27 protein-coding genes and 1 pseudogene are annotated in these 25,050 nt (G+C 72.3%); 22 read left to right on the top strand and 6 right to left on the bottom strand.

The window, feature by feature from the left end; translation table 11 throughout:
• Positions 1 to 25: 25 nt before the first annotated feature.
• From allB to AMY39116_RS47810, 3 genes and pseudogenes are all read left to right on the top strand, one after another.
• Complete coding sequence (gene allB / locus AMY39116_RS0313240; protein ID WP_020418134.1) at positions 26 to 1,351, top strand: allantoinase AllB; 1,326 nt, start codon at positions 26 to 28, stop codon at positions 1,349 to 1,351.
• The gene (gene alc, locus AMY39116_RS0313245) at positions 1,345 to 2,349 is read left to right on the top strand and encodes an allantoicase (RefSeq protein ID WP_027935877.1); all 1,005 of its coding nucleotides are present in this window, start codon (positions 1,345 to 1,347) and stop codon (positions 2,347 to 2,349) included. The genes allB and alc overlap by 7 nt, the downstream gene beginning before the upstream one ends.
• Positions 2,339 to 2,512, top strand: a pseudogene (locus AMY39116_RS47810) (hypothetical protein); the annotation flags it as partial. The gene alc and the pseudogene AMY39116_RS47810, both read left to right, overlap by 11 nt.
• Before the next feature lie 25 nt (positions 2,513 to 2,537).
• On the opposite strand, the gene AMY39116_RS0313255 reads toward AMY39116_RS47810, so the two are convergent.
• From AMY39116_RS0313255 to AMY39116_RS0313270, 4 genes are all read right to left on the bottom strand, one after another.
• Positions 2,538 to 3,311, bottom strand: a complete 774-nt coding sequence (locus tag AMY39116_RS0313255) for an SDR family NAD(P)-dependent oxidoreductase (protein ID WP_020418137.1) — start codon at positions 3,309 to 3,311, stop codon at positions 2,538 to 2,540.
• Positions 3,312 to 3,324: 13 nt separating this feature from the next.
• Complete coding sequence (locus AMY39116_RS0313260; RefSeq protein WP_020418138.1) at positions 3,325 to 4,098, bottom strand: MBL fold metallo-hydrolase; 774 nt, start codon at positions 4,096 to 4,098, stop codon at positions 3,325 to 3,327.
• 114 nt (positions 4,099 to 4,212) lie between these two features.
• Entirely contained in the window at positions 4,213 to 4,743 is a 531-nt protein-coding gene (locus tag AMY39116_RS0313265) for a CoA-binding protein (protein ID WP_020418139.1), read from the bottom strand.
• Positions 4,740 to 6,032: an O-acetylhomoserine aminocarboxypropyltransferase/cysteine synthase family protein gene (locus AMY39116_RS0313270; RefSeq protein WP_020418140.1), complete on the bottom strand. Its 1,293-nt coding sequence runs from the start codon at positions 6,030 to 6,032 to the stop codon at positions 4,740 to 4,742. The genes AMY39116_RS0313265 and AMY39116_RS0313270 overlap by 4 nt, the downstream gene beginning before the upstream one ends.
• Before the next feature lie 83 nt (positions 6,033 to 6,115).
• Here AMY39116_RS0313270 and AMY39116_RS0313275 point away from each other — a divergent pair, with 83 nt between their 5' ends.
• Entirely contained in the window at positions 6,116 to 6,928 is an 813-nt protein-coding gene (locus AMY39116_RS0313275) for an alpha/beta fold hydrolase (protein WP_039791482.1), read from the top strand.
• A 314-nt stretch (positions 6,929 to 7,242) separates the two neighbouring features.
• On the opposite strand, the gene AMY39116_RS0313280 is transcribed toward AMY39116_RS0313275, so the two are convergent.
• Both AMY39116_RS0313280 and AMY39116_RS0313285 read right to left on the bottom strand, forming a co-directional pair.
• Positions 7,243 to 7,878, bottom strand: coding sequence for a (2Fe-2S)-binding protein (locus AMY39116_RS0313280; protein ID WP_020418142.1), 636 nt, complete (start codon positions 7,876 to 7,878; stop codon positions 7,243 to 7,245).
• Positions 7,875 to 8,720 carry a putative RNA methyltransferase gene (locus tag AMY39116_RS0313285; protein ID WP_020418143.1) on the bottom strand — a complete coding sequence of 282 codons (846 nt, stop codon included), beginning with the start codon at positions 8,718 to 8,720 and terminating at the stop codon, positions 7,875 to 7,877. Before AMY39116_RS0313285 ends, AMY39116_RS0313280 begins: the two co-directional genes overlap by 4 nt.
• 219 nt (positions 8,721 to 8,939) lie before the next feature.
• Between AMY39116_RS0313285 and AMY39116_RS0313290 the strand changes: the two genes are divergently transcribed.
• From AMY39116_RS0313290 to lepB, 18 genes are all read left to right on the top strand, one after another.
• Positions 8,940 to 10,328 carry an ammonium transporter gene (locus tag AMY39116_RS0313290; protein ID WP_051123526.1) on the top strand — a complete coding sequence of 463 codons (1,389 nt, stop codon included), beginning with the start codon at positions 8,940 to 8,942 and terminating at the stop codon, positions 10,326 to 10,328.
• Positions 10,325 to 10,663, top strand: coding sequence for a P-II family nitrogen regulator (locus AMY39116_RS0313295; protein ID WP_017987570.1), 339 nt, complete (start codon positions 10,325 to 10,327; stop codon positions 10,661 to 10,663). The genes AMY39116_RS0313290 and AMY39116_RS0313295 overlap by 4 nt, the downstream gene beginning before the upstream one ends.
• Before the next feature lie 11 nt (positions 10,664 to 10,674).
• Positions 10,675 to 12,987 (top strand): [protein-PII] uridylyltransferase, encoded by a 2,313-nt coding sequence (locus AMY39116_RS0313300; RefSeq protein ID WP_020418145.1) that lies wholly within the window; start codon positions 10,675 to 10,677, stop codon positions 12,985 to 12,987.
• 46 nt (positions 12,988 to 13,033) lie between these two features.
• Complete coding sequence (locus tag AMY39116_RS0313305; protein WP_020418146.1) at positions 13,034 to 13,393, top strand: hypothetical protein; 360 nt, start codon at positions 13,034 to 13,036, stop codon at positions 13,391 to 13,393.
• Between the two features lie 37 nt (positions 13,394 to 13,430).
• Positions 13,431 to 14,312: a Ku protein gene (locus AMY39116_RS0313310; protein ID WP_027935881.1), complete on the top strand. Its 882-nt coding sequence runs from the start codon at positions 13,431 to 13,433 to the stop codon at positions 14,310 to 14,312.
• A 289-nt stretch (positions 14,313 to 14,601) separates the two neighbouring features.
• Entirely contained in the window at positions 14,602 to 14,901 is a 300-nt protein-coding gene (locus tag AMY39116_RS0313315; protein ID WP_020418148.1) for a YciI family protein, read from the top strand.
• On the top strand, positions 14,898 to 15,761 hold the full coding sequence (locus AMY39116_RS0313320) for a hypothetical protein (protein WP_020418149.1): 864 nt from the start codon (positions 14,898 to 14,900) through the stop codon (positions 15,759 to 15,761). The genes AMY39116_RS0313315 and AMY39116_RS0313320 overlap by 4 nt, the downstream gene beginning before the upstream one ends.
• A 78-nt stretch (positions 15,762 to 15,839) precedes the next feature.
• Complete coding sequence (gene ffh / locus AMY39116_RS0313325) at positions 15,840 to 17,366, top strand: signal recognition particle protein (RefSeq protein ID WP_017987574.1); 1,527 nt, start codon at positions 15,840 to 15,842, stop codon at positions 17,364 to 17,366.
• Positions 17,367 to 18,431, top strand: coding sequence for an amidohydrolase family protein (locus tag AMY39116_RS0313330; protein WP_020418150.1), 1,065 nt, complete (start codon positions 17,367 to 17,369; stop codon positions 18,429 to 18,431). It abuts the gene before it with no gap.
• Between the two features lie 630 nt (positions 18,432 to 19,061).
• Positions 19,062 to 19,727 carry a hypothetical protein gene (locus AMY39116_RS0313335; RefSeq protein ID WP_020418151.1) on the top strand — a complete coding sequence of 222 codons (666 nt, stop codon included), beginning with the start codon at positions 19,062 to 19,064 and terminating at the stop codon, positions 19,725 to 19,727.
• Positions 19,728 to 19,844: 117 nt separating this feature from the next.
• Positions 19,845 to 20,597 carry a CPBP family intramembrane glutamic endopeptidase gene (locus tag AMY39116_RS0313340; RefSeq protein ID WP_162146040.1) on the top strand — a complete coding sequence of 251 codons (753 nt, stop codon included), beginning with the start codon at positions 19,845 to 19,847 and terminating at the stop codon, positions 20,595 to 20,597.
• A 62-nt stretch (positions 20,598 to 20,659) separates the two neighbouring features.
• Positions 20,660 to 21,433, top strand: coding sequence for a CPBP family intramembrane glutamic endopeptidase (locus tag AMY39116_RS0313345; protein WP_020418153.1), 774 nt, complete (start codon positions 20,660 to 20,662; stop codon positions 21,431 to 21,433).
• A gap of 175 nt (positions 21,434 to 21,608) precedes the next feature.
• Positions 21,609 to 22,034, top strand: a complete 426-nt coding sequence (gene rpsP / locus AMY39116_RS0313350) for a 30S ribosomal protein S16 (protein WP_020418154.1) — start codon at positions 21,609 to 21,611, stop codon at positions 22,032 to 22,034.
• Positions 22,031 to 22,270 (top strand): RNA-binding protein, encoded by a 240-nt coding sequence (locus AMY39116_RS0313355; RefSeq protein WP_017987579.1) that lies wholly within the window; start codon positions 22,031 to 22,033, stop codon positions 22,268 to 22,270. The genes rpsP and AMY39116_RS0313355 overlap by 4 nt, the downstream gene beginning before the upstream one ends.
• A 7-nt stretch (positions 22,271 to 22,277) precedes the next feature.
• A complete protein-coding gene (gene rimM / locus AMY39116_RS0313360) occupies positions 22,278 to 22,796 on the top strand; it encodes a ribosome maturation factor RimM (protein WP_017987580.1) in 519 nt (172 codons plus the stop codon).
• Between the two features lie 21 nt (positions 22,797 to 22,817).
• Positions 22,818 to 23,573 carry a tRNA (guanosine(37)-N1)-methyltransferase TrmD gene (trmD, locus tag AMY39116_RS0313365; RefSeq protein ID WP_020418155.1) on the top strand — a complete coding sequence of 252 codons (756 nt, stop codon included), beginning with the start codon at positions 22,818 to 22,820 and terminating at the stop codon, positions 23,571 to 23,573.
• 147 nt (positions 23,574 to 23,720) lie between these two features.
• Positions 23,721 to 24,080 (top strand): 50S ribosomal protein L19, encoded by a 360-nt coding sequence (gene rplS / locus AMY39116_RS0313370; RefSeq protein ID WP_017987582.1) that lies wholly within the window; start codon positions 23,721 to 23,723, stop codon positions 24,078 to 24,080.
• A 31-nt stretch (positions 24,081 to 24,111) separates the two neighbouring features.
• A complete protein-coding gene (lepB, locus tag AMY39116_RS0313375) occupies positions 24,112 to 25,044 on the top strand; it encodes a signal peptidase I (RefSeq protein WP_020418156.1) in 933 nt (310 codons plus the stop codon).
• The last annotated feature ends 6 nt before the right edge of the window (positions 25,045 to 25,050 follow it).

Below are 25,050 nucleotides of genomic sequence, written 5' to 3' on the forward strand. Positions count from 1 at the left end.
TGGAAGCGGACGAAAGGAGTGCCGGGTGGAACTGGTCTTCCGGGCGCGGCGCGCGATCACGGCCGCGGGCGACGGACCGTGCTCGGTCGGTGTCGACAGAGGACGGATCACCGTCGTCGAACCCGGGCGCGCGCTGTCCGGTGACCGGGTCGTGGAGCTGGGGGAGGACGTCGTCCTGATGCCCGGGCTCGTCGACACCCACGTGCACGTCAACGACCCCGGCCGCACCGAGTGGGAGGGCTTCGAGACGGCCACCCGCGCGGCCGCGGCGGGCGGGGTCACCACGATCGTGGACATGCCGCTGAACAGCCTGCCGCCGACGGTCGACCCGGACGCGCTGGCGGTCAAGCGGAAGACCGCGTCCGGGCGGGTCCACGTCGATGTCGGGTTCTGGGGCGGCGCGATCCCCGGCAACGGCGCGCACTTGCCCGCCTTGCACGAGGCCGGGGTGTTCGGGTTCAAGTGCTTCCTGCTGCACTCGGGTGTCGACGAGTTCCCGCCGCTCGACGACGCCGAACTGGAGGCCGACCTGCGGATCCTCGCCGGGCTCGGCGCGCTGATGATCGTGCACGCCGAGGACGCCCCGACCATCGACGCGTCGCCGCGACCGCACGGCCCGCACTACCAGGGGTTCCTGGCGTCGCGGCCACCCGAGGCGGAGAACCGGGCGATCGCGCGGGTCATCGAGCTCGCGCGGCGCACCGGGGCGCGGGCGCACATCCTGCACCTGTCCTCTTCGGACGCCCTGCCGATGATCGCGGCGGCCCGCGCCGAAGGGGTCGCGCTGACGGTCGAGACGTGCCCGCACTACCTGAGCTTCACCGCGGAGGAGATCCGCGACGGCGCGACGCAGTTCAAGTGCTGCCCGCCGATTCGCGAGGCAGGCAACCGCGAGCGGCTGTGGCAGGGGCTGGCCGACGGTGTGATCGACTGCGTGGTGAGCGACCACTCGCCGTGTACGCCGGAGCTGAAGCGGTTCGACAGCGGCGACTTCGGCGAGGCCTGGGGCGGGATCGCCGGGCTGCAGGTCGGGCTGCCCGCGGTGTGGAGCGGGGCGGCGCGGCGCGGGCACACGCTGGCGGACGTGGTGCGCTGGATGGCGACGCGGCCGGCGGAACTGGCGGGGATGACGCGCAAGGGCCGGATCGCCGTCGGCTACGACGCCGATTTCTGCGTGTTCGCGCCGGACGAGGAGTTCGTCGTGGATGTCGCGAAGCTACGCCACCGGAACCCGGTGAGCGCCTACGACGGCAGCCGGCTGCGCGGGGTCGTGCGGCAGACGTGGTTGCGGGGCCAGGAAGTCACCGGGGACAGTCCGCGGGGCGAGTTGCTGAATCGAGGGCAGTGTTGACCGAGCGTCCGGAGTGGACTCATGAGCCGGATCTGGCGTCGCGCCGAGTCGGCGGCAGCGTGGTGTGGGCCAACGACGAGGCCTTCGCCGAGCGGGAGAACCTGATCAAGCCCGGGCCGGCGGAGTTCCGGCCGTGGAACTTCGGGCACAAGGGGCAGATCTACGACGGGTGGGAGACGCGGCGGCGCCGGGAGCCGGGCGTGGACCAGGCGATCGTGCGGCTCGGGCTGCCCGGCGTGGTGACCGGGGTGGTCGTGGACACCGCGTTCTTCACCGGCAACTACCCGCCGTTCGCGTCGGTGGAAGCGGTCGCCGTCGACGGGTACCCGAGCCCGGCGGAGCTGGCCGAACTGGAGTGGACGCCGCTGGTGCCGAAGTCGCCGCTCGCGGGGGACTCGGAGAACTTCTTCGCGGTGTCGTCGTCGCGGCGCTGGACGCACGTGCGGCTGTCGATCCACCCGGACGGCGGCGTGGCGCGGTTCCGGGTGCACGGCGCGCCGGTGGCGGACCCGCGGCTGGTCGACCCGGCGGCCCTGGATCTGGCGGCGCTGGAGAACGGCGCGCGGGTGGCGGGCTGCTCGAACATGTTCTACTCGTCGCCGTCGAACCTGATCTCGCCCGGTTTCGCCGCGGTGATGGGGGAGGGCTGGGAGACGGCCCGCCGCCGCGACGACGGCAACGACTGGGTCTCGGTGGCGCTGGCCGGCGCGGGCGTGCCGCGGCTGGCGGAACTGGACACGACGCACTTCAAGGGCAACGCGCCGGGCTGGGCGTCGTTGAGCGGACGCTTGGACGGTTCGTGGTTCGAGGTGCTGCCCAGGACCCGGCTCCAGCCGGACACCCGGCACCGGTTCCTGGTCCCGGAGCCGCGCGAGCTGAGCGAGGTGCGGCTGGACATCTACCCGGACGGCGGCATGGCGCGGCTACGCCTGTGGGGCGCGCTGACGGAGCGTGGCCGGGCGGACTTCGAACGGCGGTTCACCGAGAGCAGCGGCTGACGGCGCGCGGCACCGGTTCCTGGTCCTGGAGCCGCGCGAGCTGAGCGTGGTGCGGCTGGACATCTACCCGGACGGCGGCATGGCCAGGTTGCGCCTGTGGGGCGCGCTGACGGAGCGTGGCCGGGCGGACTTCGAACGGCGGTTCACCGAGAGCAGCGGCTGATGGCGCGCGGGCTGCCCGGGACGCGTCAGAGCGCGTGTCCGCCTGCCACCTGGAGCACCTGGCCGGTGATCCAGCGCGCCTGCCGCGAAGCGAGGAACACGACGGCGTCGGCGATGTCCTCCGGCTCGCCGACCCGGCCGAGCGGCACCAGGCCGCGCACCTCCTCCTCGAGCGCGGCGCTCATCCAGCCTGTCTGCACCGGTCCCGGCGCGACCGCGTTCACCCGGATCCCCTGCCCGCCCAGGTCCAGCGCGCTCGCGCGCGTCAGCGCCTCCAGCGCTGCTTTCGAGGTCCCGTATCCGATCTGCCCCGGGAAAGCCCTGGCGCTGTCGGTCGAGACGTTCACCACGCACGGCGGCTCCGCGCCCCGCCGTCGCGCCACCTCGGCGATCAGCAACGCGGGCGCCACCGCGTTGACCCGGTAATGCCGCTCCAGCGACGCCGCCGACAGCGCGTCGATCGTGTCCGGCGTCTCGCAGTGCGCCGCGTTGTTGACCAGCACGTCCACCGGGCCGAGCCGCTCCGCCACCTCGGCCACCAGGCGGCGTGGACCCTCCGGATCCGCCAGGTCCGCCGCGACCGCGACCCCACCCAGGTCCCGCGCCAGCGAAACCGCCGCCTCCACCGCGGGCGTGACGTGCGCCCACTCGCCGCCCTCCGGCGGCGCCGGGTCCTCCGCCAGGTAGTGCACCGCGACCCGCGCCCCCTCGGCGGCGAACGCGCGGCTGATCGCCGCGCCGATGCCGCCCGCGCCACCGGTGACCAGAACCGTCCGGTCACGCAAGCCGGTTTCGATCATGGAACTGAACGTATCAGCTGATATGTGCGCTTTCGCCCGGTTCCAGCACGTGCAGCCGGTCGCTCAACCCCGCCCCGGCGAACGCCTTCCGCACCTCGTCGGGGCCCTCGCTGAAGTGTGCCCACCCGCGGGTGTGCACGGGCACGATGTTGCGCGCCCGCAGCGCGTGGGCGGCCTCGGCGGCGTCCTCGCTGGTGAGGGTCAGCGGGGCGCCGTCGAACAGGGACGTGCGCGCGGCGCCGGCGAACAGCACCGCCAGGTCCAGGCGCCGCAGGCGGCGGGAGATGTCCCGCACCACGTCGAGCGACGCGTTGTCCCCGCTGACGTACACCGTGGGCAGGTCCTGGCCGGTCAGCACGAAACCGATGACCTCACCGGTCAGCTCCTCGCTGCCCTTCGGCCCGTGCTGGGCAGGCACGGCGGTCACCGCGACCGGCCCGATGTGCAGCTGGTGCCACGGCGCGAGCCCCTGCGCGGTGCCGCCCAGCCGGCGCGCGCCGCTCGGCGTGGTGAGCGTCAGCAGGGCCTGTTCGACGTACCGGCGGCCGTCCGGGTCGAGGTTGTCCGCGTGCTGGTCGTGCGACAGCAGCACCGCGTCGACCGGGCCGACCTCCGCCGCCGACAGGCCGGGGCCCTCGGTCTTCGTCAGCGGCCGCCCCGGCGTCGTCTCGTGCACGCCGGCCGGGCTGAACGTCGGGTCGGTCAGGAACCGCTTGCCACCCACCTCCAGCAGCAGCGTCGGGCCGCCGACGTAGGTCACCTGCACACCGTTCGCCATCACCAGCACCCACCTCCACACGGGGAACTTCCCGCCACACCAATGAGTCTGACACGAACGGCCGTTCCCGGAGGAGCCTCAGTGGAGGGTGAGTTGCGCCGGATCGCTTCCGTGGGCGGGGGATCAGGGCTTCAACCGCCGCCGCGAGGAGATCACCCCGGTGTTGAAACCGGCCAGGTGCAACCCGCCCGCGAAGCGCGCGTGCTCGATCTTCACGCACCGGTTCATCACCACGTCGAGGCCCGCCTCGCTCGCCCGCTGCGCCACCGGCTCGTGCCACAGGCCCAGCTGCAGCCACAGCGTCCGCGCGCCCGCCTTGATCACTTCCTCGGCCACTTCGGGCAGGTCGGAGTGCTTGCGGAACACGCTGACCAGGTCCGGCTCACCCGGCACGTCCGCCAGCGACGGGTACACCGGACGGCCCAGCAGCGTCGACAGCCGCGGGTTGACGAAGTGCACCTCGTACTCGCTGGAGGACAGCAGGTAGGTCGCGACGAAGTAGCTCGGCCGCGCCGGGTTGTCCGACGCGCCCACGATCGTCACCGACTTCGTCCGCGACAGCAGCGCGAGCCGCTCCCGCGCCGTCGGCGGAGACCAGGACAGGGGCGATTCCGACCGGACGGCTCCGGCGGGCACGGTCGTCTCCAGGCTCATGCGGCCTTCACCGCCGCGGTCAGGGCCTGGTCGATGTCCCACAGGATGTCCTCGGCGTCCTCCAGCCCGACCGACAGCCGGATCAGGTCCGGGCCGACGCCGCCCGCCTCCAGCTGCTCGTCGGAGAGCTGCTGGTGCGTCGTGGAGGCGGGGTGGATGACCAGCGTGCGGGCGTCGCCGACGTTCGCCAGGTGCGACAGCAGCTCGACGGACTCGACGAACTTCTCGCCGGCCGCGCGCCCGCCCTTGACGCCGAACGAGAACACCGCGCCCGGCCCGAGCGGCAGGTACTTCTTCGCCAGCTCGTGGTGCTTGTGCCCGGGCAGCCCGGCGTAGCTCACCCACGCCACGCGGTCGTCGGCGTCCAGGAACTCCGCGACCGCCTTGGCGTTGGCCAGGTGCGCGTCCATCCGCTGCGGCAGCGTCTCGACGCCCTGGAGCAGCAGGAACGCCGAGTGCGGCGACAGCACCGCGCCGATGTCCCGCAGCTGCTCGGCGCGCAGGCGGGTGCAGAACGCGTACTCGCCGAAGTTCTCCCAGTACTTGAGGCCGCCGTAGCTGGGCACGACCTCGGTCATGCGCGGGAACTTCCCGTTGCCCCAGTCGAACGTGCCCGATTCGACGACGATCCCGCCGAGCGTGGTGCCGTGCCCGCCGAGGAACTTCGTCGCCGAGTGCAGCACGATGTCCGCGCCGTGCTCGATCGGGCGGCACAGGTACGGCGTCGCCAGCGTCGCGTCGACCACCAGCGGGATGTCGTGACTGTGCGCGAGGTCGGCGAGCCCGGCGAGATCCGCGATGCCGCCACTCGGGTTGCCGATGACCTCGGTGAAGATCAGCCGGGTGCGGTCGGTGATCGCGGCGGCGTAGTCGTCGAGGCTGTCACCGGCCACGAACGTCGTGTCCACGCCGAAGCGGCGCAGCGTCCCGTCCAGCTGCGTGACGGTGCCGCCGTAGAGCCCGCTCGCCGACACGACGTGGTCGCCCGCCTCGGTCAGCGCCGCGAACGTGAGGAACTCCGCGGCCTGCCCGCTGCTGGTCGCGACGCCGCCGATGCCGCCCTCCAGGCTGGCCAGGCGCTCCTCGAAGGCCGCCACGGTCGGGTTGCCGATCCGGCTGTAGATGTTGCCGTACTTCTGCAACGCGAACAGGTTCGCCGCGTCGGCCGCGTCCTCGAAGACGAAACTCGTGGTCTGGTAGATCGGCACCGCCCGCGCCCCGGTCACCGGATCGGGAGACCCGCCGGCGTGCAGGGCGCGGGTGCGGAAGCCCCAGCTGCGCTCACTCACCCGGCCGACGCTACCTCCCGGTGCGGCGGTCGGGCGACCGTTCCCGCGCGGTGGACCACGAGCGCGCCACGTACGGTGAGTTCATGATCAACGAGGATCGGGACGTCCCCACCGCTCTCGGCACACTCCGGGTCGCCGTCCGCGGCTCCGGTGAACCGATCGTGATGTGGCCCAGCCTCCTGATGGACCACACGCTCTGGCAGGCGCAGGCCCGCCACTTCGCGCAGCGGTACACCACCGTCGCCCTCGATCCACCCGGGCACGGCGCCAGCAGCCCGCTCACCAGGACCTTCACCCTGGACGAGTGCGCGGGGGTCGTCTGCGAGGTCCTGGACGCGCTCGGGTTCGAGCGGGCGCACTTCGTCGGCAACTCGTGGGGCGCCATGGTCGGCGCCACCTTCGCCGCGCGCCACCCGGACCGGGTGCTCACCAGCACGTTGATGAACGGCACCGCCTCCGCCGCGCCGGCCCGTCAGAAGGCCGAGTACGCGGTGCTCGTGGCGGCGGTGCGGCTCCTGGGCGGCATCCGCCCGCCGCTGACCCGGTCGGTGGTCAAGGCGTTCCTCGGGCCGACCTCGCTGCGCACCCGGCCGGAGGTCGTCGCCCGCGTCCTCGGCCTGGCCCGCCGCAACGATCCGCGGTCCGTGAGGCACGCGGTGACCAGTGTCGTGTCCCGGCGGCCGGACCAGCGCGGGCTGCTCGCCTCGATCAGCACGCCCGTGCTGGTCATCGGCGGCCGCGAGGATGCGACCTTCCCGCCCAGCGAGGTCGAGGAGATGGCCGCCGCCATCCCGGGCGCCGAACTGGTCGTCATCGAGGACGCGGCCCACCTCGTCGCCGCCGAGGTGCCGGACACCGTCAACAAGCTGCTGGACGAGTTCCTCAGCCGAACGTGAGCCGCAACCGCTGCTCCCGTCCAGCTGGGGTCAGCCCTTCATCCCGAAGAGCCGTGCGACCTCGCCACGCTGTCCGGCGCGGGCGAGGCGGACGGGGGCGCCGCGTCCGGGGTCGTCAACACCGCCGTCCAGTTGGGGCTGTCGGCCGGGCCCGGGACGATCGGCACAGCGTTCTTCGGGCGGCTGGGCCGGACACGGGTTCGCTTCGGCTACCCAGACCGGACTGCTCGTCGGGCTCGGTCTGTTCGTCGTCGCGCTGCCTGTGGGCCTGCTCGCGGCCGGCGTCCGCGATCCCCGTGCGGTGCGCTGATCCCTCAGCCGAACGTCATCCGCAACCGCTGCTCCCGCTCCGAAGGCGTCTGGCGCGGGCAGCTGACGCACTTGGGCGCCCCGCCGGTCCGGTAGATCAGGCAGCACGACGCCCGCCGCACCACCGGGGTTCCGCCGACCTCCACGAACCTCGGCCGGGGCAGGTGGTCGCCCACCGCGGCGACCACCGCGCCGGCCAGCGACACCCCGCGCGCGACGTCCCCGGCCGCCTTCCCGGCCCACAACAGGACGTTCGCGATCGAGTCGGTCGCGATCGCGCACAACGCCCGGGTTCCGGCGCCGCTCACCTCGGCCACGGCGGCGATCCCGGCGTCCAGCGACCCGGCCAGCGCCTTGCCGATTTCGTCCACATCGGACCCCAGCGGCCGCGACGAGCGGGCGTCCAGCACCCGGCCGTCGGGCACCACGTCCAGCGTCACCGCCTCCAGCGCGGGGTCCATCGCGCGCCCGGTCGCCACCAGCGGGTCCAGCGCGGGCGTCACCAGCACCGCCGACACCGAGTACCACCAGATCGTCCCCAGCACGACCGGCCCGGCGTCGCCGTACAGCCCGGCGGCCAGCCGCAGCTGCGCGGACAGCCAGGCGCGGTCGGTGATCGCGGTCGCCGGCACGGCTGTCATGCGGTCCTCCGGTACTCCGACAACGAAAACGCGAGCGTCACCGCCGCCGGTCCGGCCACGCCGTCGAGCGCGGCGAGGCGGTCCGGGTGGTGCCCGGTCGGCCCCATCCGCACGGCGTTGCGGACGTCGTCCGGCTCCAGCGTCACCCGGTCCCGCAGCGACCGCCGGGACACCAGTTCGAAATGCTCCGACAACGCGGCGTCGAGACGTTCTTCCTTCCGCGAATCCACCTCGAGAACCGGCGCCACCGCGGCGAGTTCGGCCAGGTGCCCCCGTTCGGGCGACACGACGAGCAAAGTCCCGCCCGGCCGCAGCACCCGCCGGAACTCGGCGGCGTTGCGTGGCGCGAACACGTTCAGCACCACCGCGGCCGTCTCCGCCGCGACCGGCCACGGCTCCCACAGGTTCCACACCGCCGCCCCCAGCCGCGCGTGCGCCTTCGCGGCGCGGCGGAGGGCGACCGCCGAGACGTCCAGCGCGAGCCCCGCCGCGTCCGGCAGCCGGTCGAGCACGCCGGCGAGGTAGTAGCCCGTGCCGGCGCCCGCGTCGACCACCAGGCCGTCACCGACGGCATCCGACGCGACCTGCGCCAACAGGTCCCGCAACCCGTCGTAGTGCCCCGCGCCGAGGAACGCCACCCGCGCGGCGACCATCTCCGCGGTGTCGGCCGTGCCCGCCGGGATGCCGGCGTGCAGCAGGTTCACGTACCCCTGTTTCGCCAGGTCGAACGAGTGCCGCGACGGGCACCGCAGCGACCGCCCGTCGAGGTCGAACGCGGACGCGCACAACGGGCACCGCAACGCCGCGACGACGGCGCCGGGCAGCGTGGCGGGCCTGGTCATGCCCACATCTCATCACACCGGCGGGCTCACCCAACGTCACCGGTGACGGGCGGTATTCGACGCCGACGTTTCGTGACCGGACATATCAGCCCTGGTGGCGCGAAACGTGCTCGTAACAAGAGCGGCGGCACAGTTCACCCGCGGGAAACGTGCGAAGTGCCGTCGTGAAACACGGGAATCGAAAACTCCCCGTCAATATCTCGTGTACGGGAGGACGATGTGCTGAACGCAGGAGACACCGCATGGGTGTTGGCCAGCGCCGCGCTGGTCATGCTCATGACACCAGGGTTGGCGTTCTTCTACGGCGGCATGGTCCGCGTGAAGAGCGTCCTGAACATGCTCATGATGAACTTCATCTGCCTGGCGATCGTCGCCGTGCTGTGGACCCTCTACGGGTTCACGATGGCGTTCGGCGACGACGCGTTCAGCGGGCTGCTGGGCAACTTCAGCCACGCGGGCATGGCGGACACCTGGGGTCAGCTGGTCGGCTTCGCCACCGCGGCGACCGACACGACGCCGGAGATCCCGTGGCCCGGCGGCGACGGCATCCCGATGCTCGTGTTCGCCATGTTCCAGCTGATGTTCGCCATCATCACCCCGGCGCTGATCTCCGGTGCCATCGCCGACCGCGCCAAGTTCTGGGGCTGGGCGCTGTTCGTCGTGGTGTGGGTGACGATCGTCTACTTCCCGGTGGCGCACTGGGTGTTCGCGTTCGACGGCTTCATGAGCGCCGACGCGGTCGGCGGCTGGATCGCCAACGAGCTCAAGGCACTGGACTTCGCCGGTGGCACCGCGGTCCACATCAACGCCGGCGCGGCGGGCCTGGCGCTGGCGCTGGTCCTCGGCAAGCGCCGCGGCTGGCCGCGCGACACCGGTCGCCCGCACAACGTGCCGTTCGTCCTGCTGGGTGCCGGCCTGCTGTGGTTCGGCTGGTACGGCTTCAACGCCGGTTCCGCGCTGAGCGCCGGTGACCTCGCCGGTGTCGCCTTCACCAACACGACCGTCGCCACCGCGGCCGCCGTCCTCGGCTGGCTGATCGTGGAGCAGCTGCGGTTCGGCAAGCCGACCACGCTCGGCGCCGCGTCCGGCGCGATCGCCGGTCTGGTCGCCATCACCCCGGCCGCCGGTTTCGTCACGCCGCTCGGCTCGATCGCGATCGGTGTCATCGCGGGCGCCGTCTGCGCGCTGGCCGTCAGCCTCAAGTACAAGCTGGGCTTCGACGACTCGCTCGACGTGGTCGGCGTGCACCTCGTCGGTGGTCTCGTCGGCACGCTGCTGATCGGCTTCTTCGGCACCACCAGCGTCAACTCGCTGGGCGCCGACGGCCTCTTCTACGGCGGCGGGTTCACACAGCTGGGCAAGCAGGCCGCCGCGGCCGGCGTCGTGCTGGTGTACTCGTTCGTCCTGACCTTCATCATCGGCGGGATCATCAAGGTCGCCGGCGGTTTCCGGGTCAGCAAGGAGGACGAGGTCAGCGGCATCGACGAGGCGCAGCACGCGGAGAGCGCGTACGACTTCGTTGGCGGCAGCATCGGCGGCCACAGTGGATCGTCCCCCGCTCCGCTGCCGTCGAAGGACGGGGCGGCCCTGGAAGGAAGCAAGGCATGAAGCTGATCACCGCCATCGTCAAGCCGTTCACGCTGGACGACATCCGCGCCGCGCTGGAGCAGCTGGGCACGCTCGGCATGACCGTCAGCGAGGTGCAGGGCTACGGCAGGCAGAAGGGCCACACCGAGGTCTACCGCGGCGCCGAGTACGCCGTCGACTTCGTGGCCAAGCTGCGGGTCGAGGTGCTCACCGACGACGCGAACGTCGAGAAGGTCATCGAGGCCATCGTCAACGCCGCCCACACCGGCAAGATCGGCGACGGCAAGGTCTGGGTCACCCCGGTCGAGACCGTCGTCCGCGTCCGTACCGGCGAGCGCGGCACGGACGCGCTCTAGGGAAGCACCGGATGGTCGTCGGGGGGGAACTCGCCAAGGCGGCGAACCGGTTGCTGGAAGGCCGGCACGGCAGGCTCGGTGCCTCGGCACTGCGCGCCGCGCTGGTGGACCTGTACGAGTTCTGGCTCAGCAAGGCCGCCGCGGCGGCCGGCGTGGACACCGCCGAACCCGGTGTCGCGCTGGTCGCCGTCGGCGGCCTCGGCCGCCGCGAACTCGTGCCGTTCTCGGACCTGGACCTCGTCCTCGTCCACAACCAGCACCCGGGGATCGCCGAAATCGCCGACGCGCTGTGGTACCCGCTGTGGGACGCGCGCATCGGCCTCGACCACTCGGTCCGCACGCCGGGGGAGGCCCTCCAGGTCGCCTCCGAGGACCTGCGGACCGCGATGGGACTGCTCGACGCCCGGCACATCGCCGGGGACGCCGAGCTGACTGGCAGGCTCGCCACGGCGGCGCGCGACCAGTGGCGCCGCACCGCGCGGAAACGCCTGCCGGAGCTGGCCGAATCGACCCGCAAGCGCTGGCAGCGCAGCGGGGAGATCGCCCAGTCCGCCGAGCCCGACCTCAAGTACGGCCGGGGCGGCCTGCGTGACCTCGGGGTGCTGGAGGCGCTCGCCGTCGCCCAGCTCACCGACCGGCCGGGCGAGGAACTGCGCCAGGCCAGGGAACTGCTGCTGGACGTGCGCACCGAGATGCGGCGCGAACTGCGGCGCGACCGGGACGTGTTGTCCGGTGTGGACGCCGAGCTGGTGGCCGCCGAACTCGGGTTCGGCGACCGGTTCACGCTGGCGCGCAAGCTCTCCGGCGCCGGGCGCGCGGTCGGGTACGCGGTCGACGTCGCGTTGCGCGCCACGGCCGAGGTGCCGCGCGGGCGGTTCTCGCGCCGGCCCAGCCGCACGCCGCTGGACGACGGCGTGGTGCTGCACGGCAACGAGGTGGCGCTGGCCAGGGATGCCGTCCCGGCCAAGGACCCCGCGCTGCTGCTGCGCGTCGCGGCCGCCTCCGCCCGCACCCGCACCCCGATTTCCCACGGCACCCTGCGCACGCTCGCCGATTCGGCGCCGGAACTGCGCACGCCGTGGCCGCCCGACGCGCGGGACTCGCTCACCGAACTGCTCGGCGCGGGCGAGGGCCTGATCGACGCGGTCGAGGCGCTGGACCGCACCGGCCTGTGGGCACGCTTGTTCCCGGAGTGGGGCGCGGTGCGCGACCTGCCGCCGCGCGAGCCGGTGCACGAGTGGACCGTCGACCGGCACCTCGTGCAGACCGCGGTCGAGGCCGCGAAGCTCACCACCACGGTGTCCCGGCCGGACCTGCTGCTGCTGGCCGCGCTCCTGCACGACATCGGCAAGGGCCGCGAGGCCGACCACTCCGAGCTGGGCGCCGCGATCTCGATGCAGGTCGCCCGCCGCATCGGGCTGCCCGACTCCGACGCCGCGCTCGTCTCCGCCGCGGTGCGGCACCACCTGCTGCTGGTGCACACCGCGACCCGCCGCGACATCGAGGAGCCGAGCACCGTCGCGCGGGTGGCCAAGACCGTCGACAACGACGTGGTCCTGCTGGAACTGCTGCACGCGCTGACCCAGGCCGATTCGCTGGCCACCGGGCCCGGCATGTGGACCGACTGGAAGGCCGGGCTGGTCGCCAACCTGGTCAACCGGTGCCGCCAGGTCGTGCAGGGCAAGGGGTTCAGCCCGCCGGAGCCGCTCGACGCGCGCCGGCGCGAGCTGGTCGCCGCGGCGGTGGCGTCCGGCCGCAGCGAAGTGCTGATCACGCACGACGGCAAGATGGCCACGGTGGTGGTCGCCGCGCCCGCGCGCACCGACCTGCTGGCCCCCGCGGCCGGGGTGCTCGCGCTGCACTCGCTGGAGGTGCACACCGCGGTCCTGCGCGGCCACGACGGCGGACGGGCCGGGATCTTCACCGCGTCCCCGAAGTTCGGATCGCTGCCCGATCCGGCGCTGCTGCGCGAGCAGTTCGCGCGGGCGGTCGCCGGTGGGCTCGCGCTGGAGGCGAAGCTCGCGGCGAAGGAACGGGACTACCAGCCGACGCGGGTGTCGGCCAGGCCGAAGGTGCTGTGGTTCGACGACGAGACCAGCGGTCCGAACACGGTCGTGCTGGAACTGCGGGCCACCGACCGGATCGGCCTGCTGCACCGGGTCGCCGGCGCGCTGCAGTCCTGCGGCGCGGAGGTGAAGTGGGCCAAGGTCGCCACGCTCGGCGCGGCCGTCGTGGACTCCTTCGCCGTCTCCCCGCGCGACGGGAAGCTGGACCCGGCGTGGCGGCAGCGGGTCGAGCAGGCGGTGCTCGCCGCGGCGTCGTGATCCGCTCCGGGGTGTCGCCACGGTTTTCTTGATCGGGGGTGGCAGGATGTCGCTCGTGCCAGAGTCGACGATCCTGCCGCTCACGGTCGCCGCCGCGCACCTGGAGGCCTGCGCCGCGGAGCTGGACCGGGCGCCGGAAACCGATCTCGGGGAGATCGTCGCCGTCCTCAAACACCTCGTCGCCGGGCAGCGCCACCTGTCCGGCGCGCTCACCGGGCTCGCCGAGCGGCTCGGCGAAGCGCGGTTCGGCGCGCTGGCCGCGATGCCGTCGGCGGAAATGGCCGCGCTCGTGGAGATACTCCAGGCGGCGGGAGCCGCGTTCGGCTACTCGGCGGACGCGCTCGGCGAGAGCGAGCCGCTGGCCGCGTTCATCGCCGCCAACGCGGGCGAGAGCACCCGTTTGTAGCAGTTGCACAGCGTTCTGCCTGACTAGCCTCGGTGGGATGCGGACAGTCTGGAAGGGCACGATCGGGGTGGGCAGCTTCGCCATCCCGGTGAAGGCGTACAGCGCCACCGAGGAGCCCGGCAGCGGCCTGCACCAGCTGCACCTGACCGACGGCGGGCGGCTGCGGTTCAAACGGGTCTGCGAGGTCGACGGCGCGGAGATCCCGGCGGAGGAGGTCGGCCGCGGCTACGCCCTGCCCGGCGGCGACGTCGTCGTCCTGTCTGAGGCGGAACTGGCGTCGCTGGCGCCGGAAAGCGCTCACTCGATCCAGGTGTGCGGGTTCGTCCCGCCGTCGCAGATCGACCCGGTCTACTTCATCAAGAGCTACTACCTGGAGCCCGAGGTCCCGGCTACGAAGCCATACGTGCTGCTGGCCGAGGCGCTGCTCACCGCGGGCCGCGTCGCGCTGGTGAAGGTCGCGATCCGGCAGCGGGAGACCCTGGGCGCGCTGCGGGTGCGCGACCAGCTGATCGTGCTCGACACGATGCACTGGCCGAACGAGGTCCGCCGCCCCGACTTCCCGTTCCTGCACGAGGACATCGACGTGCGCATGCCCGAGCTGCGGGCCGCGGCGAACCTGATCGAGAACCTCTCCGGCGACTTCGAGCCGTCCGCCTTCGCCGACGGCTACGCGGCCGCGCTGCACGACCTGGTCGACGCGAAGGTCGAGGGCCGCGAGGTGGTCCGCCCGACCGCCGCGATCCAGGACGAGGCCGTCACCGAACTGCTGCAGGCGTTGCAGAGCAGCGCGCAGGACCGCACCGACGCCGACCAGGGCGTCGCGAAGGCCAAGGCGGCCGCGAAGAAGGCCGCGGAGGCGAAGGGCCGGGCGCGCAAGGCCACGTCGAAGGCGAAGTCGGCGCCCAAGTCGCAGCGCTGAAATCTTTTTGCCCGAACCCGCGTCACGCACCCGCGCGACGCGGGTCACACCCCTGCGCGCACGCGGTTCCTGAGTAGATCTACCTACCACTACTTGGGGGTCTTCACGCTGCCCCGTGCCTCGCGGAACCGGCAGTCTTGGGACATCACGCCACGGATGTCCGGAGGGACTCGCTGGGACTGGGGGTACGGCGAGCACCGGGGGACCGGCGGCCGCGGCGTGCGTGTGCGGGTGGCCCGGCGAGGGGGCGGGCCACCCGCACTTTCCCATGCGCGGTTGGATGTCGCGCATGCTGCATCTGCTGATCCTGCGCTACCTGGGGAGCGAGGCGGACGTGGAGCCGCACATCGCAGGCCACGTCGAGTACCTCGAGCGGCACCACGCCGCGGGCACGTTCATCGCGTCGGGGCAGACGGTGCCCGCGAGCGAGGGCGGCGCGATCCTCGCGCGTGGCGTCGACCGGGCCGCGGCACTGGCCATCACCACCGAGGACCCGTTCGTGCGGGCCGGTGTCGCCGAGTACTCCGTCACCACGATCGACGTCGGCCGCGCCCACCCGGCGCTGGCGGGGCTGGTGAGCGCGGCGTGAACACCGACGTGACGCAGAACCTCTTCGCCTTCCAGCTCCACGGCCTGGACGAACCGGTCGTCGCGAGTGCCCCCACCGTGGCGGACGACGCCCTGCGGCAGGCGTGGGCCCAGGTGCGCGCCGAGCGCCAGGTCCAGCCGGGGGACGTCGCCGCCGTGTACAGCGAGTGGGAGCCCTCCGCCGAGGACCTCGGGTTCGTGGCGCTGATGTTCCCCGGCATCCGGCAGACCTACAGCTTCGACCGGCCGGGCCCGGACGGCTGGGCGGCCGCGTTCGCCGAGGCCGAGCGTGTGCTGGCGGAGCAGGCCGCGCCCGAGCCGGAGCTGCTGCCGGTGCTGTGGAGCGCGTCGTCGCCGCGGGCGGAGGTGCTCGGTGCGGTCCCGCACCACCCGCTGGTGCCCGGTCGGTTGTCCGTCGCACTCGCCCACGTCGGCCCCACCCCGCGCGGCACCGTCGGCATGCACCACGTCACCACGCACGGCTACCAGGAGCTGGGCTCGCCGCCGTTCGCCGAGCTGATGGCCGAGGCGGGCGCGAACCTCAAGCGCGGCCTGCGCGTCACCGGCCACCGCGGCGAGCGCGGCGACCTGCTGCACCTCACCCGCGAGAACTGGCTGGCCGGCTCCGCGCTGGCGCTGGACGACTTCGCCGCGCAGATGTCCCGCAACCTCGGCACGGAGCGGCTGGTGGTCGGCCTGCCCTGCCCGGACGAGCTGTTCGTGGCAGGCGCGGACTCGGGCTGGGCCGAGGTGATCCACGAGCAGGTGCTGGGCTCCGAGTACGACACGACCGAGCTGGTCCCGTGCGTGGTGCTGCTGGAACCCGGCGGGATGCGGCTGCTCGCCGAACGGCAGGCCTGACAGGTCACCCGCCACGAGCGGCTACCCTGGTGGGACGCCGCAGGCGGACAACCACGACCAGCTGGAGCGTGCACACCCGTGTTCGACACCCTCTCCGACCGGCTCACTTCGGTCCTGCAGAACCTGCGGGGCAAGGGGAAGCTGACCGACGCCGACATCGACGCCACCGCGCGCGAGATCCGCATCGCGCTGCTGGAGGCCGACGTCGCGCTGCCCGTCGTCCGGGAGTTCATCGCGCACGTCAAGGAACGCGCGAAGGGCGCCGAGGTCTCCGAGGCCCTCAACCCGGCGCAGCAGGTCATCAAGATCGTCAACGAGGAGCTCATCGGCATCCTCGGCGGCGAGACCCGCAGGCTGAGCCTGGCCAAGAACCCGCCGACGGTGATCATGCTCGCCGGTCTGCAGGGTTCCGGTAAGACGACGCTGGCGGGCAAGCTCGCGTTGTTCCTGAAGAAGCAGGGGCACGCGCCGCTGCTGGTCGCCTGTGACCTCCAGCGCCCCAACGCGGTCACGCAGCTGCAGGTCGTCGGCGAGCGCGCCGGGGTCCAGACGTTCGCGCCCGAGCCGGGCAACGGCGTCGGCGACCCGGTGGACGTCGCCCGCCGCGGCATCGACGAGGCCAAGCACGCGCAGCACGACATCGTGATCGTCGACACCGCCGGACGGCTCGGTGTCGACGAGGAGCTGATGAAGCAGGCCGCGGACATCCGCGACGCGGTCCAGCCGGACGAGATCCTGTTCGTCGTCGACGCGATGATCGGTCAGGACGCGGTCACCACGGCCGAGGCGTTCCGCGACGGCGTCGGCTTCACCGGTGTGGTGCTGACCAAGCTCGACGGTGACGCCCGCGGTGGTGCGGCGCTGTCCGTCCGACAGGTCACCGGCCAGCCGATCCTGTTCGCCTCCAACGGTGAGAAGCTCGAGGACTTCGACACCTTCCACCCGGACCGGATGGCCAGCCGGATCCTCGGCATGGGCGACCTGCTCACCCTGATCGAGCAGGCCGAGCAGGCCTTCGACCAGGAGCAGGCCGAGAAGGCCGCGGCGAAGCTGGGCACCGGCCAGCTCACGCTGGAGGACTTCCTGGAGCAGATGCTCGCGGTCCGCAAGATGGGCCCGATCGGCAACCTGCTCGGCATGCTGCCCGGCGCGGGGCAGATGAAGGACCAGCTCGCGCAGGTCGACGACAAGCACCTGGACCGCCTGCAGGCGATCATCCGCGGCATGACCCCGGCCGAGCGGGCCGATCCGAAGATGATCAACGGTTCGCGCCGTCAGCGCATCGCGCAGGGTTCGGGTGTGACGGTCCGCGAGGTCAACGACCTGGTGAACCGGTTCTTCGAGGCCCGCAAGATGATGCAGCAGATGGCGGGCCGCTTCGGCTTCGGCGGTGGCAGCGCGACCAAGCGCAAGAAGGGCAAGAAGGGGAAGAAGGGCAAGGGCCCCACGCAGCCCAAGGTGCGCGGCGGGTTTCCCGGCGGCATGCCGATGCTCCCGCCCGGTGGTGCCGGCGGCGGCATGCCCGACCTGTCCCAGCTGGGCGGCGGCATGAACGACGTGCCCGGTTTCGACCCGTCCAAGTTCAAGCTGCCGAAGAACAAGTAGATGCACCTGCGCGGGGTGGTGCTGCCCGACGGTGAGCAGCGCGACGTCTGGATCAGCGACGGCAGGGTCACGTTCTCCCCGGTCGAGGGCGCGCGGACCCTGGTGGCGGACGGTTTCCTGGTGCCGGGGCTGGTGGACGCCCACTGCCACCCGGCGATCGGGCCGGGCGGGCCGACGGATCTGGACGGCGCGGTGGTCAACGCGCTGGCCGACCGGGACGCGGGGACGTTGCTGATCCGCGACTGCGGCCAGCCGATCGACACCCGCCCCCTGCAGGAGCGCGCCGACCTGCCGCGGATCATCCGGTCCGGGCGGCACCTCGCGCTGCCCAAGCGCTACATCCCCGGGCTGGGCATCGACCTGTCGCACCCGGACGAGCTGCCCGCGGCGGTCGCCGAGCAGGCCGCGGACGGTGACGGCTGGGTCAAGCTGGTGGGGGACTGGATCGACCGTTCGGTGGGTGATCTCGCGCCGCTGTGGCCGGACGACGTGCTGGCCGAGGCGATCAAGGTCGCCCACGAGGCCGGAGCTCGCGTGACGGCGCACGTCTTCGGCGAGGACGCGTTGCCGGGGTTGATCAACGCGGGCATCGACTGCCTGGAGCACGGCACCGGCCTGGACCCGTCGTTGCTGGCCGAAATGGCCCGCCGGGGCACGGCGCTGGTGCCGACGCTGATCAACATCGAGAACTTCCCGGGCATCGCCGACGCGGCCGGCAAGTACCCGGTGTACGCGGCCCACATGAGGGCGCTGCACGCGAGGGTCGGCGAGCTGGTCGGAAACGCACTCGACGCCGGCGTGGCGGTCTACGCGGGCAGCGACGCGGGAGGCATGATCGCCCACGGACGGCTCGTGGACGAACTGGAAGCCCTCCACCGCGCGGGGATGACCGCGGAGCAGGCGCTCGCCGCAGGCTCCTGGATGGCCCGGGAGTGGCTCGGCCACGCCACCATCACCGAGGGCGCCCCAGCCGACTTCCTGGTCTACGACACCGACCCGCGCGAGGACCTCTCCGCCCTGCGCACACCCAGGCACATAGTCCTGCGCGGCGCGATCATCCGCTGAGGGTTCCGCCTCCGCGGGGGCGGGGTTTGGCGGCACCGCTTTCCCGCTGCCGCCCTGCGCCGCCGAGGCGCGCCGCTGCGCTGGCGTCCTGTTGTGCTGCCGCCCGCCCCGCTGCCCGAGCCGCTCCGGTCGCCCAGCCGCTGGGCGCCCTGCTGCCCGCCATACGGCGCTGCCCGCTCTGCCCGTCTGGCCCGCTGGGCTGTGCGGGTTGCTGCCTGGCCTGCAGGGCTGCCCGCCCGCTGCACGGTTCGCCTCTGGCCGCCCCGCCGCCGCCTGCCCAGCCGCCCCGCTGCCGAATCGCCCTCGCCCTGCTGCACCTGCCGCCCGCCCCGCCCCGCCCCACCGCACCAGCACCCGCCGCCCTGCCGCCTCTGCCGCGTTGCCAATCAGCTCATCAGCTGCCCACCGGGCCCAAGCACCGGCCAATAGGCGCCACACCGCCGCGCCGATCCGCCCACCGCAGAGCAGCGCCGATCCGCCCACCGCAGAGCACCGGCCGTCCCCGCTCCCCAGCACCCGCCGCGAGCCCACTCCCGCAGCAGTCCCCACCCCGATCCCCCACATCCCTCTCCTCCACTGACGGCCGAAATGCCGCTACCGTCCCGATCCATCCTTGAACAAGATGTCCGAGTGAAGATCATCAAGTCGCTGGGACTGCTCTACGCGGTCCCGCTGGCCCTGCTCGTCGTCGGCGTCGTCGGCGGGCTCGTCCTGGGGGAGGGCCTCTACCTGGCGGCCTTCGGGGTGGGTGCGGCGGGCACGCTGGCCGCCGTCTTCGCGCTGGTCGTCGCCCGGATGAACGGCCGCGCAGCCGCCGACTGGAAGCGGGTCGCCGTCGCGACGGTCGTGCTTGTCGTCGCCGGCCTGCTCCCGCTGCGCGCGGAATTGTTCGGCGGCCCGGACCTGCTGACCGCCGAGGGCCTGGAGACCGGCGTCGAGGAGCTGCGCAGCGTCGCCACCACCTACGACGCGATCCACATCGAGCACGACGTCATCCGCGGCCAGCGCGGCGACCGCGCGGTGATCTACCGCGACGGCGACCTCTCACCGGCCCCGGGCGACGCGGCAGGGCCGGATCCCGACTACGCGTTCGCCCTGGACGAGGTCGACTTCGGCGCGGTCCCGGGCCTGATCGACCAGGCGCGCCAGCGCTACCCCGACGCCACGGACGTGCTGCGCGTCGAGGTGACCCGCCCGCGCCGCGGGGAACCGGTCGAAATCAGGGTGCACGTCGGGCGGTCGGGCGCCGAGCGTCGCGGAGAGCTCGTCGCCGACGCCTCAGGCAACCCCCGCTAGCGCCGCACCGACCGCGCTCGCCACACCGGTACCCGGTCGCCGTCGGCCTGTGGATCCGGTGACACCGCTCACGCCCCGGGGTCGATTGATCGCGCCCAGCCACATAGCCTGAACTCCATGAGCGCGTCGAGGGTGGGCCAGGGCATCGGCGAGGACGTGCGGAACCGGTTGGTCTTCGGCGCCCACTGGGGTTTCGTCGCGTTCTTCGCCGGCCTCGGCGGCTACCACCTCGTCACCGTCGTGATGACCGCGTTGCGGTCCGGGCAAGCCAGCGTCGACCCGCTGGAACTGCTCGACGTCGGTCCGGTGCTGTTGCTCGCGTTCGTGCCCAGCGTCCTGCTCGGCCTCGCCCCGCTGGTCGCGTCGCGCCGCTGGGGGAGCGGGCCGCGGCGCGACTTCGGCTGGCTCCCGACGCTGCGCGACGTCAAGGTGGGCCTGGCCTGCGGTGCGCTCGCCCTGCTCGCCGGCTACCTGGTGAACCTGGTGCTGCTGGGCATCTACGGCACCGACCGCGTCTCCGACAGCCCGCTCACCGACCTCGCCGAGGACGGCGGCCGGGACGAATTCGTCTGGCTCGCGCTCGCCGCGCTCGTCGTCGTGGTCGCCACCCCGATGGCCGAGGAGCTGCTGATGCGCGGCTCGCTGTGGGGAGCGCTCGAGCACCACCGCGTCCCGCAGTGGGTGATCCTCGTGCTCACCGCGGTCGTCTTCGCCTACCTGCACGGCGAGCCGACCCGCACGCTGGCGCTGCTCGCGCAGGGGCTGGTGATCGGCGCGGCCCGCTGGCGGACCGGACGGGTGGGGGCGAGTTTCGTCGCGCACGCGGCGAACAACCTGGCCCCGGCGTTGCTGCTGTTCACCGGGTCCTGAGCGGAACGACCATGGCGACTAGGCTCGGTAGGTGCTGGGCGAGGATCAGAGGGAGGCGAGCCGTGACGGCACATCCGGGCGAGCTCGATCCGCCTGATCTGCCGGCCACCGCGGAGCCGGCGCCGTCGCACCGCTGGGGGTTCGGCGCCTTCCTGGTCGTCGAGGCCGTCCTGCTGGCCTCCGCCGCGTTCGTCAGCGTCCTGCTCGGCCCGGCGCCGCCCGGTCAGCCGCTGCCCGCGCGGGACGTGCTGATCGGCACGATGGCCCCGACCGTCCTCGCCGCGCTGGTCGCCATCCTGATCACCAAGGTGCGCGGCAACGGGCCGCTGGCCGACCTGCGGTTGTCCTGGCGCTGGGACGACGTGAAGCTCGGCCTCAAACTCGGCTCGTTCGGGCTGGTCCTGACCACCGTGAGCGCGTTCATCTGGACCCAGGCGGTGGGCGAGGCGAACGCCGGCTCGGCGATCAGCGCCCTGGTCGAGGAACAGCCGATGTCGGTGAGCGCGGCGATCGTGATGTTCGCCTACCTGTGGCTGCTCGGTCCGATCTGCGAGGAGGTCATCTACCGCGGCCTGCTGTGGGGCGCGGTCGAGCGGCTGCACTGGGGCCAGGAGAAGTGGGCGCGCCTGGCGGCGTTCCTGCTGTCCACCGCGGTGTTCGCGGCCAGCCACCTGGAGCCGCTGCGCACCACGCTGCTGCTGGTGATCGCCATCCCGATCGGCCTGGCCCGGTTGTTCACCGGCCGCCTGCTCGGCAGCATCGTGGCCCACCAGATGAACAACTTCCTGCCCGCCGTGGCGATGCTGCTCACGGCGCTGGGCGTCATGGCGATCTAGACGCCGCCTGCGAGCCACGCGAACGGGTCTGGCAGAATAGTCGCTTGCCTGCTGCGGCCGGGCCCTCTCACCGTGCCGTGGCGACCGAAAGCTTCGGGTACTCGTCCGGTGTCCCCACACGGATCGTGACCCGACACCCGCGAGCACGCAGAGAACCAAGGAGTACCCACACACCGTGGCCGTCAAGATCAAGCTCCAGCGCCTCGGCAAGATCCGTGCGCCGTACTACCGCATCATCGTCGCCGACGCCCGCACCCGCCGGGACGGCAAGGCGATCGAGTCGATCGGCAAGTACCACCCGAAGTCCGAGCCGAGCTTCATCGAGGTCGACTCCGAGCGCGCCCAGTACTGGCTGGGTGTCGGCGCGCAGCCGACCGAGCCGGTGCAGCGCATCCTGGAGATCACCGGTGACTGGCAGAAGTTCAAGGGCCTGCCGGGCGCCGAGGGCACGCTGAAGACCGCCGCGCCGAAGCCGACCAAGGAGGAGCTGTTCAACGCGGCCCTCGCGGCTGCCGGTGACGAGCCCGCCAACGAGGCCACCACCCCGAAGAAGAAGTCGGCCAAGAAGGCCGACGACGAGGCGGCGAAGGACGAGGCGTGAGCTTCCTCGCCGACTCCCTCGAACACCTGGTGCGGGGGATCGTGGACAACCCGGACGACGTCCGGGTCGACCTGATCACCACCCGCCGCGGTCGCACGCTCGAGGTCCACGTCCACCCGGACGACCTCGGCAAGGTCATCGGCCGTGGCGGCCGGACAGCGACCGCGCTGCGCACCGTCATGGGCGGCATCGGTGGCCGCGGCGTCCGCGTGGACGTCGTCGACACCGACCGCTGACCCATCCGTGGACGTCGTCGTCGGGCGGGTCGCCAAGGCCCACGGTGTGCGCGGTGAACTCGCCGTGGACATCCGGACCGACTCGCCCGAGGAACGCTTCCGCGACGGCGCGACGGTGACCGCGCGTTTCCGCGACGGCACCACGCGCCCGCTGACCGTCGCAGCCGCCCGCCCACACAGCGGGCGGCTGCTGGTCACGTTCGAGCAGGTGGTGACGCGCGAGGCCGCCGAGGCCCTGCGCGGCGCCCTGCTGCTCGCCGACACCGCCGACCTCCCGCCATCGGACGACCCGGACGAGTTCTACGACCACGAACTCGAGGGTCTGCGCGCCGAGCTGAGCGACGGCGAGGTGATCGGCACCGTCACCGAGGTCGTGCACGCCCCGCACGGCGAGCTGCTCGCGCTCGACCGCGACGGGCGCACCGTCCTCGTGCCGTTCGTGCAGGCCATCGTCCCCGTGGTGGACGTCAAGGGCGGCCGCGTCGTGGTCGATCCGCCCGAGGGCCTGCTCGACGACGCCGGCTGACGGGCTGGTTACGCTCGCGCCGTGCGGATCGACGTCGTCACCATCTTCCCCGAATACCTGGACCCGCTGCGGGCCGCGCTGCTGGGCCGCGCCATCGAGCGCGGGCTGCTCGAGGTCGGGGTGCACGATCTGCGGGACTGGACCCACGACGTGCACCGCGCCGTCGACGACGCGCCCTACGGCGGTGGTCCGGGCATGGTCATGAAGCCCCAGGTCTGGGGCGACGCGCTGGACGCGGTGTGCGGTCCGGAGACCCGGCTGGTCGTGCCGACCCCGGCGGGCCGTCCGTTCACCCAGGAGATGGCGCACTCGTACGCCCGCGAGAAGCACCTCGTGTTCGCCTGCGGCCGCTACGAGGGCATCGACCAGCGCGTGATCGACGACGCCGCGCGCCGGATGCCGGTCGACGAGGTGTCCATCGGCGACTACGTGCTGGTCGGTGGCGAAGCCGCGGTGCTCGTCATGGTCGAGGCCACGGTCCGGCTGCTGCCCGGCGTGCTGGGCAACCCCGTGTCGGCCGAGCAGGACTCCTTCTCCGACGGCCTGCTCGAAGGCCCCAGCTACACGCGCCCCGAGGTGTGGCGCGACCTGTCCGTGCCCGAGGTGCTGCGGTCGGGCAACCACGCGCTGATCGACCGCTGGCGGCGCGACCAGGCCCTCGAACGGACCCTCCTGCGCCGCCCCGATCTCCTCGACCGGTTGCCGGAAGGTACGCTGGACCAGCGCGATCTCGCCGTGCTCGACCGTGTCCGGTCCGAGCAGCGGCAGGCCGGGTGATCCGGCCGGGGACGCGTCTGCAATACTTGACAGGTTGGCCGTGCCAGTGGTGCGTGCCTGCCACAAGCCCCCGGGTCGCCTGCCGTGAGTGAGCGTGCGCGTGCTCGGATGACTGCCAGACAGACGAAGGACGAGGACGGACTCCCGATGAACACCCTGGACGCCCTGGACGCTCAGTCGCTGCGTTCCGACATCCCGAACTTCCGCCCGGGTGACACGCTGAAGGTGCACGTTCGCGTCATCGAGGGAAACCGTGAGCGTGTTCAGGTTTTCCAGGGCGTCGTGATCCGCCGCCAGGGTGGCGGTATTCGCGAGACCTTCACCGTGCGCAAGGTTTCGTTCGGTGTCGGCGTGGAGCGCACTTTCCCGGTGCACAGCCCGAACATCGCGAAGATCGAGGTGCACAAGCGTGGTGACGTGCGTCGCGCCAAGCTGTACTACCTGCGCGAGCTGCGCGGCAAGGCCGCCAAGATCAAGGAGCGCCGCGAGGCTCCGACCGCGTCCTGAGGGATCGGACGTTCTCCGATAGCCTGGCGAAGTGGTCGAACCTGTGCCCTCCAGCGCCGCTGAGGACGAGCCCGAACGCCCGGAACCGGACGAGAGTGCCGATGCCGGCGCAAATGGGAAACGGCGCCGCCGTAAACCCAAGAAACAGCGCTCGTTCTGGGTCGAACTCCCGATTCTGATCGTCGTCGCGCTGGCGCTGGCATTCGTGTTCCAGCAATTCCTGGCGCGGGTCTACACGATTCCTTCGGGGTCGATGGAGACCACGCTCCACGGGTGCACCGGGTGCTACGGCGACAAGGTCCTCGTCGACAAGATCACCTACGACTTCACCGACCCCGAACCGGGTGATGTCGTGGTGTTCAAGGGCCCGGAGCCGTGGGTGGAGAACGAGGTCGCGACCGAGCGGTCGGGTAACGCGGTCGTGCGGTTCTTCCAGAACATCGGCTCGGTGTTCGGGCTGGCGCCGCCGGACGAGCGCGACTTCGTCAAGCGGATCATCGCGACCGGTGGCCAGACCGTCGAGTGCTGTGACGCCCAGAACCGGGTCGTCGTCGACGGCAAGGCCCTCGACGAGCCCTACATCCACTGGCAGAATCCGGACAACCAGCGGCAGGAGCCGTTCGATCCGGTGACGGTGCCGGACGGCTACGTCTGGGTGATGGGCGACAACCGCAACGACTCGTGCGACTCGCGCTGCCAGGGCGGCGGCGGGGTCCGCGGTGCCGTCCCGGTGGACAACATCATCGGCAAGGCACGCATCATCGTGTTGCCACCCAGCCGGTGGGGCGGGGTCAGCGACCACAACCCGCAGGCCGCCGCGCAGCCGGCCGCGCTCGGCATGAGCGCTCCGGCGTGGCAGGAAGGCGTTCCGCTCGGGTTCGGGGTCGTCGCCGCGTGGCCCGCGGTGTGGGGCGGACGGCGACTGGGCTCGAAGGTGCGCGAGGCGGTCGAGCGAAAGCGGTAACCAGGT

This window comes from Amycolatopsis sp. ATCC 39116 (genome assembly GCF_000231075.2).
Lineage (GTDB): Bacteria > Actinomycetota > Actinomycetes > Mycobacteriales > Pseudonocardiaceae > Amycolatopsis_E > Amycolatopsis_E tucumanensis.